Origin of the sequence: Muricoccus nepalensis (genome assembly GCF_006438825.1) — a bacterium.
GTDB classification, from domain to species: Bacteria; Pseudomonadota; Alphaproteobacteria; order Acetobacterales; family Acetobacteraceae; genus Roseomonas; species Roseomonas nepalensis.
In genome coordinates, this window is sequence record NZ_RCZP01000006.1 from 196,133 (window position 1) to 209,514 (window position 13,382).

At 68.8% G+C, this 13,382-nt stretch carries 12 protein-coding genes and 1 pseudogene; 1 reads left to right on the forward strand and 12 read right to left on the reverse strand.

Features of this window, described 5'->3' with window-relative positions; all coding sequences use genetic code 11:
- Positions 1-1,139: 1,139 nt before the first annotated feature.
- The 12 genes from EAH89_RS09520 to EAH89_RS09575 all read right to left on the reverse strand — a co-directional run bounded on the left by EAH89_RS09520 (position 1,140) and on the right by EAH89_RS09575 (position 13,071).
- A complete protein-coding gene (locus EAH89_RS09520; protein WP_140882566.1) occupies positions 1,140-1,610 on the reverse strand; it encodes a hypothetical protein in 471 nt (156 codons plus the stop codon).
- Between the two features lie 140 nt (positions 1,611-1,750).
- Positions 1,751-2,887 (reverse strand): AAA family ATPase, encoded by a 1,137-nt coding sequence (locus EAH89_RS09525; RefSeq protein ID WP_140882567.1) that lies wholly within the window; start codon positions 2,885-2,887, stop codon positions 1,751-1,753.
- Positions 2,877-3,281: a hypothetical protein gene (locus tag EAH89_RS09530; RefSeq protein ID WP_140882568.1), complete on the reverse strand. Its 405-nt coding sequence runs from the start codon at positions 3,279-3,281 to the stop codon at positions 2,877-2,879. Before EAH89_RS09530 ends, EAH89_RS09525 begins: the two co-directional genes overlap by 11 nt.
- 67 nt (positions 3,282-3,348) lie before the next feature.
- Positions 3,349-3,627, reverse strand: coding sequence for a DNA-binding protein (locus tag EAH89_RS09535; RefSeq protein ID WP_140882569.1), 279 nt, complete (start codon positions 3,625-3,627; stop codon positions 3,349-3,351).
- A 588-nt stretch (positions 3,628-4,215) separates the two neighbouring features.
- The gene (locus EAH89_RS09540) at positions 4,216-5,559 is read right to left on the reverse strand and encodes a tyrosine-type recombinase/integrase (protein ID WP_140882570.1); all 1,344 of its coding nucleotides are present in this window, start codon (positions 5,557-5,559) and stop codon (positions 4,216-4,218) included.
- A 488-nt stretch (positions 5,560-6,047) separates the two neighbouring features.
- The gene (gene rutA, locus EAH89_RS09545; RefSeq protein WP_140882571.1) at positions 6,048-7,127 is read right to left on the reverse strand and encodes a pyrimidine utilization protein A; all 1,080 of its coding nucleotides are present in this window, start codon (positions 7,125-7,127) and stop codon (positions 6,048-6,050) included.
- Positions 7,128-7,187: 60 nt separating this feature from the next.
- The gene (locus EAH89_RS09550) at positions 7,188-7,931 is read right to left on the reverse strand and encodes a maleate cis-trans isomerase family protein (RefSeq protein WP_140882572.1); all 744 of its coding nucleotides are present in this window, start codon (positions 7,929-7,931) and stop codon (positions 7,188-7,190) included.
- On the reverse strand, positions 7,928-8,743 hold the full coding sequence (locus EAH89_RS09555) for an ATP-binding cassette domain-containing protein (RefSeq protein WP_161993525.1): 816 nt from the start codon (positions 8,741-8,743) through the stop codon (positions 7,928-7,930). The genes EAH89_RS09550 and EAH89_RS09555 overlap by 4 nt, the downstream gene beginning before the upstream one ends.
- Entirely contained in the window at positions 8,740-9,699 is a 960-nt protein-coding gene (locus EAH89_RS09560; protein WP_140882594.1) for an ABC transporter ATP-binding protein, read from the reverse strand. The genes EAH89_RS09555 and EAH89_RS09560 overlap by 4 nt, the downstream gene beginning before the upstream one ends.
- A gap of 1 nt (position 9,700) precedes the next feature.
- Positions 9,701-10,588 (reverse strand): ABC transporter permease, encoded by an 888-nt coding sequence (locus EAH89_RS09565; RefSeq protein ID WP_140882574.1) that lies wholly within the window; start codon positions 10,586-10,588, stop codon positions 9,701-9,703.
- A complete protein-coding gene (locus tag EAH89_RS09570) occupies positions 10,585-11,520 on the reverse strand; it encodes an ABC transporter permease (protein ID WP_140882575.1) in 936 nt (311 codons plus the stop codon). The genes EAH89_RS09565 and EAH89_RS09570 overlap by 4 nt, the downstream gene beginning before the upstream one ends.
- 9 nt (positions 11,521-11,529) lie before the next feature.
- Entirely contained in the window at positions 11,530-13,071 is a 1,542-nt protein-coding gene (locus EAH89_RS09575; RefSeq protein ID WP_140882576.1) for an ABC transporter substrate-binding protein, read from the reverse strand.
- Between the two features lie 74 nt (positions 13,072-13,145).
- Here EAH89_RS09575 and EAH89_RS09580 point away from each other — a divergent pair.
- Positions 13,146-13,382, forward strand: a pseudogene (locus EAH89_RS09580) (IS481 family transposase); the annotation flags it as partial.

Below are 13,382 nucleotides of genomic sequence, written 5' to 3' on the forward strand. Positions count from 1 at the left end.
TGGCTGCGGCTGCTGCACCATCACTAGACGTACATCTGCAGGATAGCGGCTGTTCGCTCCGCTCGCGGCGTCGACAGCAACCCCAACGAAGCCACCGAGGAAGATGTTGGCGACCGTTGTTCCAGTGAAGCTTGCAGAGGCGGCGGTGGTGGCTGGCTCGTAGCCTTCCCGGGAACAAGCGACCTGCAGATCGTGGCGAGACTTGCTAATCCTGATACTGCCGGGCGTCGGAGAAACGGCTCCGACCCGCTCCCCCTCCCGCTCTACCACACAGCTAGCCCCGGCCGGCTCGGTGCTGACTGTGACGGTGTCACTCGTTCCCTCAATGATGGTCGCGCAGGCAGGTAGCAGCGTCACCATTCCAAGCGCCAGTAGGCGGCAAGATGTTTTCTTGTTCATGGGGCTCCGTGAGGCTCGTCCAGCAGCAACATTACGCAACGTTCCGATGTAACAACAAGCCTCAATCGGTGGCATCCTCGGATTTTCTCCTATGGGTGCCGAAGCGTGACGATGCACTGCTCTTCTAGCGGCCATCAGGCCGGCCCACGCTCCTAAGACACCCCTATCGCATGGTGCAGGCTAAGCAGCATCGAGCCGTTCTCGCCGCGCTCACGGACCGACCTGCGGCTTCCCCCATCGGTTCTATTTATCTCTGCGTAGGGACAAGGACCAAGGTGCGAGGATCTTTGCCTTCTTGCCTCGCCTCATCAATGGCGAGAGCAAGCGTGTGAAGTTCGGCGTTTAGTTCCCAGAACCCCAGTGCCACAGGGCAGGCGTCCGGATGTGGGGGCGGGCCGGGGTCCGGATACTCGCCAACTAAGGGAGAGGGTTTGGCCAACATCGTGTCGATGATCGGAGACGAGGCATAAGCCGCTTCAACATCCGCCCGCCACATAGCCTGATCAGAGGGCACGCTGCGCCGCTCAAGGGCGGCAAGGCGGGCGCGGAGGGTACGAGAGGTCACGCGCTTGCTCTCCCGCGTGTACGGGCTCGTCCGTGGCTGTGGCGGGGTGGTCTCTGTGTCAGCACCTCCTGCTCAATGCGATCCTCTGCCCGAACGGCCATCCCGGCGAACGCGGTCCCGCATCGGAGGGCCATGGAACGGGGTGCGGAAGCATGTCTGCGGGGGCGAGATCGGTTCATACGCTTCCCTCCAGGGCGACAAGGCGGGCGTGCAGATCGGCAACCTCAACCGCCTGCAAGCGGGCCGCAACGATGCGGGACAATGCCTCACCCTCGTCGGTGGTAATGGCCCCAACCTGAATACCCGCCAGGATCGCCGAGAACGCGGCAGCAGGGTCAGCCGGGACCGGCGGGCACGTGGTCAACGGGCGACCGCGACGGGGCGGCCATAGGCGTCGGAGAACCTCGCTGGCAGCCGACATGTCACCCGCCTTCGCTGCCGTCAGCACGCTTCGCAAGACCTCAGCAGCCTCATTCTCGGCAAGCCGATCCAAGCGCAGCAGGGAGGCCGGACGCGAGCCCGTGCGGCCGCCGCCCGGCTGGCCCGATGTGCCCGCCCGCCAGCGGCCATTGCGTGCGCGGCCTGCATTCTCAGGATCAGGTGCGCCCGGAGCATCGTTGGGCAAGTTCGTGCCATTGTCGATCACGTTGGAACCCCTCGTGCATGGTTACAGGTGCCTGCGTCACCCACGTCACCCACCCTACGGGTGTGGGTGACGTGGGTGACGCGACATGGCGTTCCCCGCTATGATGGGTGACGCGAGGTGACGTAGGGTGACGCGGTCCATCACAGCAGCCACACCAGGGTATCCGTCATACCGATCCACCCCTTATCCCTCAGGGTATTCAGCATTTTGTAGAGGGCGTTTCGCTGGGCTGGGGACAGCTTCGCGTCACCCGCCACGTCACCCAACCTGCCCCGGCGGCGGTACCCCTCGCGCACCTGCTCGCGGGTGAGCGTCGCCCATGGCCTCATGCCCGGCACGGGCACCCGCTCCACCGTCATCCCGGGCTCCGCGAAGGTGGCGGTCAGGTCATTCAGCCACCCGCGCTGCGTTTCCGAGAGGGGGCGGCCCCTGGGCTTCTCCATCTCGTCCGGTCCGACTTCCTCCGCGATGCAGGTCAGGCGCGGCGTGCCATCCACCGGTGGCAGATCCGCCGCACGGAGGCAGAAGGGCATCGCAGTGCCGCAGGCATCGTCTTTCGCGTGGGTGACTTCGGCTTTGCGCGGCTCATCCAGGCCAGGGCCGCCGGTGATCCGCACGGCAAGGTCCACCGCCCCGGGCAGCACGGTGCTGCCGCGCCCCCACTCGGCGTCCGGACGGCCGTGATGGACCAGGGCGACATGGGCACCCGTCTCCATCCGGATGCGGTCACAGTTCTGGACGAACAGCCCCATGTCGCGCTGCGAGTTCTCATCGGCGCCCGGGATGACGCGGCTCACGGTGTCGAGCACGACCAGCTTCGCGCCGGTGGCGCGCGCAGCAGCGATGATCTCTCTGGTGTCCGCGTGGGGATCGAACAAGTCTGCGGACTGGCCGATCCAGGAGAAGGCGCTGGAATGGCCCATCTTCTCAGCAATGGCGCGAATGCGCTGCCCGAAGCCCAACTGGCCCTCGGCCGCGACGTAGACGATCGGCGTCCGTACGGCAGCCCGGCCCCACATCCCAAGGCCAAGCGAAAGCCCATAGGTGAGGCGCAGCATCAGAAAGGACTTTCCGCATTTCGGCGGGCCCCACCACACCGACAGTTCACCCTCTGCGAGCAGACCATGCAGCAGATAGGCGCGCGGGCGCATCATGAACGCGTCGTCGACGCCCAGCAGGCGCAGTCGCCCGAAGCATTGGCCCGGAGCATCCTCGATCGGCGTCCCCGCGCCGCAGGGCATTGTCGCTGCATACAAGTCCATCACATCACGCGGCACGACAGCGATCCTGTATTGGATAGTTTCGCAGCCACCATGCAGTCTCCTCGTCGACGATTTCCTGTACCTCGCGCGTCATCAGCGGCCCGATGTGCCGGTCGGGAAAACCGAAGCCCTCATTCATTTCGTGCGCCACGCGCGTGATCGTGGCGGCGGGTGCCCACCGCGCCAGAAGCCGAGCAAGCCTTTTCCGGATCGCAGTGTCGGCGTCCCTTCGGCCACGCTGCCAGGACCAGATGTGCCGGTCCAAAGCCATCCCGAGATCGCACGCTAAGGGGGAACCGACATGAGCAACCTCGGGGTGCAGGGCTGCCACCACCTGCTTTACCGCTGCAAGCGCGTCACTGCGCTCCAGCCCGCCCTGGGCGACCAGCAAACCGTACGTAGCGCACACCCGATCCATCCTCTCGCCGGGGGCGAACGGATTAGGCCATGCGGAGGGGCGAGGCGGGCCCACCATATCAGGCGGCCTTGCTCGACGCGGCGGCGGTACGGCGGCGGGCTGTGGGCTGCGGCACGGCCAAGCGCCCTTGGGCCCAGGCCAGCGCATCGCCCCAGGTATACACCGCGCGGCGTCCCCAGATTGAAAAGGGCGGGCCACCGCCGCGCGTTGCCTTGGTTGCCAGCGTTTCGGGGCTGATGGTGAACCCGGCGTGGGTCAGCGCCTCGGCGGTTTGGGCACGACCAAGCCGGGTGTCTAGGGAGATCAAGGGCGCGATGATCTCAGTGAAATCGGCCATTCGGAGGCTCCTTCTGCGAGGAATTGCAGAAGGGGGTTCTGGCTTGTCTGGCGGGGACTGTTCGCGGGACGAATTAGGCTGCCGTGCTTGTCCCCCCACGGCGCAGCCGCTTGGTTCGCTGTGCGATCGCGTCGGCCGTAAACCCGATCTCGCCTGTGATGTGCGGCCATGCTGCCAAGATGGCACGGTTGGCCCCAGCGACTGTCGGACAAACGCCGGAGAAGCCCCTCCACAAAGCAGCGAACGTGGCGTGGCGCGCGTCGCGTTCCGATGCGAGTGCTTTCGCACCTAGACCGACACACACCTCTTCCAGCCCATCGGCTAGGGCTGTCAGGCGATCTTGGACCAGTCCCACCACGAGGGGATCTGTCAGGTGCCGTCGTAGCGCCGCCTGGGCCTCGCGCAGCAGCTTCACGTCGCGGTCATGCTGCACATCTTCTGCTTGGGCCAGGATAACCTTACGAGCCTGCCGAACTCGCTCTAGCCATGCGGCGAAAGAAGCTAACGCAGCCCCTTGCGGCACCGGCGCGCCACCGGCAGCCAGCACACGCGCAGCGCATGCCGGTGTGATGGCTTCCTTCGCGCCAGTCATGCCGCGCCCGCATGCGGGAACCGCATCACTGCCCCGGTTGGCTGCGCGTCGCCCATGCGCTCCGCGACAGACGCGGCAATGGCGTCTGCAGTCTTTAGCGTTATGGCATCGGCCGCGTGGATATAGCGGCTTGTCACAGTGCCGCTGCGGTGGCCGAGTACGGCACCGATGGCGAGGTCGGAGAGGCCCAGGTCACCACCCACACTGGCTGCGCTGTGGCGTAACGTATGGGCCGTCACGTCAGCTGGCAGTGTGGCCTTGGCCGTGATGCGGGCTAGCGCCTTCGGGAAGCCGGTCATCGCTCCTTCGCCTCGGGCGGGCGGGAACACGCGATTGTCAGGCTCGTGCGGCACAAGCATACGTTGGCGCATCAGCACGTTCAGCGCCGCCCAAGCCAGTGGGCGGACCGAGGCCCCTGTCTTTGTGTCGCTCAGCCGTGCGGTGCGGGTGGTGAGGTCAACGTGCTGCCAGCGCAGATCCAGCGCTTCGCCCAAGCGCCAACCGGTCAGGGCCAGAAACCGGGCCGCCGCCACCGCGTGCGGCCACACCTCGGCACGCTTTGGCTTCCCGTCCTTCCGGGGCGCAAGTGCCTCGACCAGTTCCCGCAAGACGGCGCCCAGCGCAGCGTACTCCGCATCGGACAGGCGTCGGTCCCGCTTGCCGTCAGCCGGTCGCACGATGCCTCGCACTGGGTTGTCAGCCCGGATGCCCTGCTCCACCGCATAGGCAAAGATCGCGCCCAACAACCCCATGGTTCGAGCCGCAGCGCCCGAGCCGCCCCGCACGTAAGACAGACCTCGCAGCTTGCCAGTGGTGACGCGCCGGGCGCCCCGGCCTGCCATGACGGCAGCCATGAAGGCGCGCGTGTCCTTAGCTGTGACAGCGGCGGCCTTCATGGCCCCCAGGTGCGGGCGAATATGTGAGTCGATGCGAGACCGATCTGTGACCAGGGTTGATGCTTTCTTTGGCTTCCCTCTCCGGGTCAGCAGCGTGCCAGCCTCAGCGTCACGCAGATAGGCGTCGCACACCTCGGACACCGTGGGCGCCTCGCGCCATGCCTGCTTCGCCCCAGCCGGATCTTCCCCCTTGGCGACCAGGGACAGGACGCGCCTTGCTTCGGCTCGTGCCGTCTCAGGCACCCAGGGAGAGCCGTGCTTCCCGATGGTGTAGCGGCGCTTCCGGCCATCGGCGTTCCGGTAGAGCAGGACAAAGGACACGTCCTGCCCAGCCCGGCGACGTGCCCCGAAACCAGCCACGCTGGGGCACCAAATCGTTTGGTTTGGCGCAAGCGTCTCGACTTCCCGAATCCCTAATTTCCGCTGCTTCTCGGCCACCTGCATGCCTTTGTCCGGGGTTCCACCAGGGTTCCACCGTAGTGCAAAAGGCCTCAAACACAAGGCAAGGGTCGCAATGCTAAACCAATGAAAACACTTAGAGAGGCATGGTCGAACTCGCTTTCGCAAACACACGCAACCCTTAGGAGTTGCCCTCCGAAGGCAAAGGTCGCACGTTCGAATCGTGTCGGGTCCGCCATCTTCTACAAATGGGTTAGATTACCCTGATGCTCGCGGCCAAAAGCCCTGTGAGCATTGTGATGGCGTCTGCTCCTCGCGGGCTGGTGGCAGGCAAGCGCGACGGTGCTTGTTCTCCTACCATCCCGGAATTTGGCGGCTGCTTCACAGCACTGGGGCGGGGCGCGACTGCGCCGGCTCTTCGCGTCCGCCGTGCCAGATCCGAACCTAGGGCCGCGCACCGGGCAATCGCTTCGTCGCGAGGCACCCTTCCGGCCGGGACGCTCCCGCGCCCCGCGCCGGCCCCGCGGTCGGCCTCAGGCCGGGGCGAGGATGTGCCGGCGCGACCGCATCAGGGGCTGGATGCGCATCCCGAAGTTCTCGATGCCCTCGACGAAGTCGTCGAAGGTGAGCATGACCCCCTTCAGCCCCGGGATGTCCTCCATCTCGTCCATCATTCGGGCCACGGACGCGTAGGAGCCGACCAGGGTTCCCATGTTGAAGTTCACCATCGACACCGGGTTGGTCATCTTCTTGGCCGTGGAGTTGAGGTCGGCCCTGTCGTCGTTGCCGGCCTGCACGCCCAGCCAGCTCAGCGCGGCCATATCCTTGCCCTCCTTGTAGAGCTCCCACTTGGCCTGGGCCGCCTCGTCCGTCTCGTCGGCGATGATCATGAAGAGCACGTAGGAGCCCACGTCCCGGCCGGTGGCCTTCGACTCCTCGACAAGTCGGGCGATGCTCGGCGCGAAGGCCGTCGGCGTGTTGACGCCGGCGCCAAGGCAGAAGTTGTAGTCGGCGAACCTTGCGGCGAAGGCGACGCCCGCGTCGCTCTGGCCCGCCACGACCAGCGGCACAGGGTTCTCGGGGCGCGGGCTGAGCTTGCAGTCGGTCATCTGGAAGTAGTCGCCCCTGAAGTCCGAGGTGCCCCGCTCCCAGAGGTCCTTCAGGACGGTGACGTACTCGGTGCAGTACTGGTAGCGCTTCGCGTAGTGCTCCTTGCCGGGCCAGAGCCCCATCTGGCTGTACTCCGCCTCCTGCCAGCCGGAGACGATGTTCACGCCGATCCGCCCCGGCGCGACGCTGTCGATGGTCGAGACCATGCGGGCGACGATTGCGGGCGGCAGCGTCAGCACCGCGCTCGAGGCGTAGAGGCGGATCTTGCTGGTGACCGCGGCGAGGGCGGACATGAGGGTGAAGCTTTCCAGCGCGTGGTCCCAGAACTCGCTCTCGCCGCCGAAGCCGCGGAGCTTGATCATGGACAGCGCGAACTCGAAGCCGTGCTTCTCGGCCCGCTGCACGACCTCGCGGTTCAGGTCGAAGCTCGGCCGGTAGCGGGGCGCGGTGGTGGAGATCAGCCAGCCGTTGCTTCCGATGGGGATGAAGACGCCGATGTCCATGATGCGCTCTCTCTGATCGGGCCGCGGAAACGGCCGGGTGGAAGAAGGACGGCGGGCGGGTCAGTGCCGCTCGAGCAGCGCGCCCCAGCCCGGGACGCGGTCCGGGATGCCGGCGGTGCGAAGCGCGTGCCAGTAGATGGCGGCGTTGATGGCGAGGACGGGCTTGCCGAGCCAGCGCTCCGCCTCCGGCGCGAGGCGGGCCATGGCGAGGTTCGTGCCGACCTGCACGATGGCGTCGACGTCGTTGCCGTCGATCGCGCGCAGCGCGGCCATGAGCTCCGCCTCCGTCACGCGCGCGATCGCGACGGGGCTCGGGCAGGACAGGCCGTGGACGCGCGCCACGGCGTAGCCGCTCTCCTCGAAGAAGCGCGCCACGTAGCGGTCGCCGATGGGAAAGTAGGGCGTGAGCACCGCGATGCGCCGCGCGCCCAGCCGCTCCAGGGCGGCGTGGCACGCGTCGGCGCCCATCGAGACGGGAAGGCCGGTCGTCTCCTCCAGCCGCCGGCGCAGGTCGCGGCTCGCGGCCAGGCCGTCCCAGAAGGTCTCGGCGGAGATGCCGAGGACGAGGTGGTCGGGCTCGCAGCTCATCACGCTCTCCACCGCCTCGTCCTGGGCGGCGACGATCAGCGCGATGAGGCGGCTGAAGTCCTCGTCGCTGGCGAGCGGGATGTTGGGGATGCGGATGCGGCTGATGTGGTTCGTGACCCCGTGCGGGCGCATGGCGTCGAATTCCGGCTGCACCGAGGTGTTGGTGGAGGGAACCAGGATCCCGTAGGTCCGGCGCCAGCCCAGCGCGTCCGTCATGTCGCGATCCTCGTCCGGTGGTGGCCGCGGGGAACGGCGGCGAGCAGCCGCCGCGTGTAGTCGTGCCGCGGCCGGTGAAGGACCTCGGCCGGCGATCCCGCCTCCACGATGCGGCCCGCGCTCATCACCGCGACGCGGTTGCAGAGGTGGTGCACCAGCGCGAGGTCGTGGCTGATGAACACCATGGTGAGGCCGAGCCGGTCGCGCAGCGCCATCAGCAGCATCAGGATCTGCGCCTGGAGCGAGACGTCGAGCGCCGAGACGGGCTCGTCCAGGACCAGCAGGTCCGGCCCCATCGCGAGGGCGCGCGCGATGGCCAGACGCTGCTTCTGGCCGCCCGACAGCTCGTGCGGGTAGCGCGCGAGGAGACCGGCATCGAGGCCGACCTGCCGCAGGAGCTCGGCGGCCCGCGCCGTATGGTCCCGCCGGGGGAGGCCGGCCAGGCCGAGCGCCTCGCCGACGAGGGTGGCGCCGGTCTTGCGGGGGTTGAGGGAGGCGCCGGCGTCCTGGAACACCATCTGCACGCGCCGGCGGTGGGGCCGGAGCGCCGCGCCGCGGAGGGCGGTGAGGTCGGTACCGTCCAGCACGACGCGTCCTTCCGTGGGATCCTCGAGGCGCAGCATGATCTTCGCGAGCGTCGACTTGCCGCAGCCGCTCTCCCCGACGAGGCCGAGCACGTCGCCCCGCTCCACGGCGAGGCTCACGCCGTCCACCGCGAGGTGCGGGCGGCGCCGGCCGAGGAGGCGCGGCAGGACGCGCCGCTCCAGCTCGTAGCGCTTCGTGATCCCCCCCAGCGCCAGCAGCGCGGTCACGACGCCGCCGCCCAGCAGGCGACCCGGTGGTCGCCGCGCCGTTGCTCCGGCGGGCGCTCCGCGGCGCAGCGGTCGAGCGCCACGCCGCAGCGGGGCTCGAAGGGGCAGCCGGGGCCGAGCCGGCCCGGCACGGGGGAGGCGCCCTCGATGGGGCGGAGGCTCCCGGCGCGGTCCCCGAGGCGGGGCACGCATTCGAGCAGGGCGCGGCTATAGGGCTGGAGCGGGGCGGCGAAGAGCGCGCCGACCGGGGCGTCCTCCATCATCATGCCGCCGTAGAGGACGACGGCGCGGTCGCAGATCTCGGCCATCAGGTCGAGGTTGTGCGTGATGAACAGCAGGGCGAGGCCGAGGCGGGCGCGCAGGTCGTGCAGGAGCGCGACGATTTGCGCCTGCACCGTCACGTCGAGCGCGGTGGTCGGCTCGTCGGCGATGAGCAGCTTCGGGCGGCAGGCGACCGCCATGGCGATGAGCACGCGCTGGCGCATGCCGCCGGAGAACTGGTGCGGGTACTGGCCGAGCCGCCCGGCGGCGTCGCGGATGCCGACGAGCCCGAGCGCCTCCACCGCCGCGTCCCGCGCCGCGCGGCGGGAGAGGCCGCGATGGGCCATGATCACGTCGGTGAGCTGCGTGCCGATGGGAAAGACCGGGTTCAGGCCGGAGAGCGCGTCCTGGAAGACGATCGAGAGGCTGCTGCCGCGGAGGGAGCGCATCGCCGCCTCGCTCGCCGTGGTCAGCTCGCGCCCCTCGAAGCGCACGCTGCCGCGGGTGACGCGGCCGGGGTGGCGGAGGAGGCGGAGGATGGCGAGGGCGGTCTGGCTCTTGCCCGACCCGCTCTCCCCAACCAGGCCGAGCGCCTCGCCCGCCTCGATCGAGAAGGTGACGCCGCGCACCACCTCCACCATCCGCCCCGCGACGGGGAAGCCGACATGCAGGTCCCGCACCTCCAGCAGCGCCATGTCAGGCCACCACCCGGACGGTGCCGGAGGCCTTGCGCGGGTCCAGCGTGTCCCGCAGCGCGTCGCCGAGAAGGTTGAAGCCAATGACTGTGATGGAGATGGCCAGGCCGGGGAAGAGGTAGGTCCACCATTCCCCCGAGAAGATGTAGCGGCGGGCGTCGGCGAGCATCCCGCCCCAGCTCGGCGCCGGCGGCTCCACGCCCAGGCCGACGAAGGAGAGGGAGGCCTCCACGACGATGCCGACGGCGATCAGCAGCGTCGCCTGCACGACGACGGGCGAGAGGCAGTTGGGGAGGACGTCACCGAGCATGATCGGCAGGGTGCCCGCGCCCTGCAGCCGGCGGGCCTGCACGTAGTCCGCGCGCGCCTCCAGCAGCGCGCCGCCATGGGCGACGCGGGCGAGCGGGGGCATGTAGAGCACGCCCACCAGAAGCACGATCTTGCTCTCGTTGGGGAGCTGGAAGGGGCCGAGCGGCACCGGGCCGACGCCGATGATGCCGACGATGGCGATCGCCCAGATGAGGAGCGGGATGGAGGCCAGCGCGTCCATGCCGCGCATCGCGACCGCCTCCCACCAGCCCCGCGCCATGGCGGCGGTGACGCCGAGGGTGACGCCGCCCAGCGTGCCGATCACGACCGCGAGCAGCCCCACCGCGAGCGAGGGCCGGGCGCCCCAGATCAGCCGGCTGAGGACGTCGCGCCCGGTCTGGTCCGTGCCCAGCCAGTGGCCCGGGCCCGGCGGCCGGAGCTTGCGGGCGAGGTCGAGGGCCAGCGGGTCGTGCGGCGCGAGGAGCGGGGCCGCGAGGGCGACGAGGGCGACCGCGGCGACGATCGCCGCGCCGGCCGCGCCGGCCGGGCGCCGGAGGAGGGAGCGCAGGGCGGCGCTCACTCGGCGATCCTCGGGTCGAGCAGCCGGTAGAGGAGGTCGGCCACGATGTTCGCCGCCAGGAAGAAGGCGGTGATGATCAGCACCACGTCGAGGATGACGATGTAGTCGCGCCGGAAGATCGCGTTCAGCAGGGCGCGCGACATGCCCGGCAGGGTGAAGACCTGCTCCACGATCAGGGCCCAGCCGAACATGTAGCCGAAGGACATGGCGGCGACGGTGACGATGGGGCTGAGCGCGTTGCGGAGGATGTAGACCATGATCCGCCCGCGCCCGAGGCCCATGGCGCGGGAGACGCGGACGTGGTCCGCCATCATCACGTCCGCGACCGCCGAGCGCGTCATGCGGCTGATGATGGCGACGTAGTAGAGGCCGAGCGCCATGGCCGGCAGGACCATGGAGCGGAGATGGGGCAGGGCGCCCTCCGTCCAGGGGACGTAGCCGCCGGCGGGGAACCAGCCGAGCCCGACCGCGCCCCAGGCGATGAGCATCAGCCCCAGCCAGAAGCCGGGGATGGAGACGCCGACCGTGGCCAGGGCGCGCGCCAGGTGGTCCACCCAGCGGTCCTCGTGGAGGGCGGAGACGATCCCGAGCGGGATGGCGAGGACGAGGGCCAGCAGGAAGGCCCAGAGGACGAGTTCCACCGTGACCGGCATCGTCTGCGCGATGGTGCGGCTGATCGAGGTGTCGTCCACGAGCGAGCGCCCGAACTCGCCGCGAAGCGAGCGGGAGGCCCAGGCGAGGTACTGCTCCGCCACCGGTCGGTCGAGGCCGTTGTCGGCGTCGAACTGCGCGATGTCCTCCTCCGACGCGTCGTTGCCGAGCACCACGCGCGCGGGCGAGACGGGATTCGCGTGGATGAGCGCGAACAGCACGAGGCTGACGGCGACCAGCACGGCGGCGGAGCCGAGGAGGCGGCTGAGCAGGGCCCACATCGCCGCGCGTCAGCCCAGCTTCACGTCGCGCAGCCACATGGAGAGGCCGGTGTTCGGGCGGAAGCCCGTGACCTCGCTCCGCCAGGCGTTGGCGACGCCGACGAAGCCGAGCCAGATGTTCGGGCAGTCCTCCGCCAGGATGTCCTGGATCCTCTTCAGCACGGGGTCGAGCCGCGCGCTGTCGGTGTAGCGGTAGCTCTCCTGGATCGCGGCATCGAGCGCGGGGCTGGTGTAGCCCGAGGACTTCGACATGATCTGGTCGGCCGTGTAGCAGATCTGGATGATGAAGGTGGGGTCGCTCGGCGCCATCAGCGGGAGAAGGCACGCGACCTGCGTCCCCGCGATGGCGCGCGTCAGGATCTGCGGCTGCTCCATGAGGGTGATCTTCATGGTGATCCCCACGGCCGCGAGCTGGGACTGCATGACCACCGCGCTGTCCTTGGCGTCGAACAGGTAGGGGATGGAGGGGACCAGCAGCTCGAACTCCGGGCGGGAGGCGTGCTTCGAGCGCGCCAGGTGGTCCTTCGCGCGCGCCGGGTTGTAGCCGAGCGCCTCGTCCGCCTTAGCGTTGTGGTAGGAGGTCGCGGTCGGCGCCGGCGTCGCGGTGGGGTCGAGCAGGCCGTAGAGCACGTCCTGCGCGATGGCCTTGCGGTCGATCGCGCAGGAGACCGCCTTGCGGAAGTTCACGTCGTCGAAGGGCGCGCGGCGGGTGTTGGTCTGCATGAACCACATGCCGCCGAGCGCCACCTTGCTGCCGGTCTGGATGCCGGGCGTGGTCCGCAGGCGCGCGAAGTCCCGCGGCGGCGGCGCGCTGATGATCTGGGCCTGGCCGGTCATGAGGTAGGCGAGCCGGGTCGCGTCCTCCGGCACGATCTTGGCCACCACGCGGTCCCAGTCGGGCACGCCGCGGCGCCAGTAGTTGGCGTTCTTGCGCAGGACGATCTGCGTGTCGGGCTGCCACTCGACGAAGACGCCCGGGCCGGTGCCGAGGTTGGCCGGCGCCGACTTGAAGGCGTCGTCCCCCGCCGCCTCGCGCGAGCCCTTGGGGAAGATGCCCATGAACTTCGTCATGTACTGCAGCCAGGGACGGTAGGGGTGCTTCAGCCGGAACACGACGCGGGTCGGGCTCTCGATCGTGATCCGCTCGATCGGCGAGAAGAGGGTGCGCCGGACGGAGCGGTTCTTCGGGTCCAGCATGTACTCGTAGGAGTACTTCACGTCCTCGGCGGTGAACTTCTGGCCGTTCTGGAAGACCACGTCGTCGCGCAGGTCGAAGGTGAAGGTCAGCGCGTCGTCGGAGATGGCGGGCATGGCGCGGGCGAGGCAGGGCACGGGCTCGCCGTCGAGGTTCACCTCCAGCAGGTTCTCGAAGACGGCGTTGGTGATCGCCATGGCGTCGTGGTTGGAGATCTGGATCGGGTCCAGCGTGGTCGGGTTGTTCGGCAGGGCGATGGTGAGCGTCTTGTCGGCGCCCAGCGCCAGGTGGGGGCTCAGCAGCCCCAGGCCCGCGGCGGTGCCGGTGCGGAAGAGCGTGCGGCGGTTCAGGCGCATGGCGGGGGGCCTCCTAGGTGTTTGATCCCAGGGTTTGATGGTGCAGTCTTCTCCCCTGAGCGGAAGGACGCACTATGGGCCAGGTTCTCCATGGCAGCGCCACAACGACGGAGGCAATCCGTCGAGCGATACAGCATAGTCAAGAGAGCCTGAGAGGGCTGGCCAAGCGCTATGGAGTGAACCCGAAAACGGTCGCCAAGTGGAAGGCGCGTGGGTCTGTCACCGATCTGCCGACTGGCCCGAAGGAGCCAAAGTCCACGGTTCTCTCGGTCGAGGAGGAGGCGATCATCGTCGCCTTCCGCCGGCACACC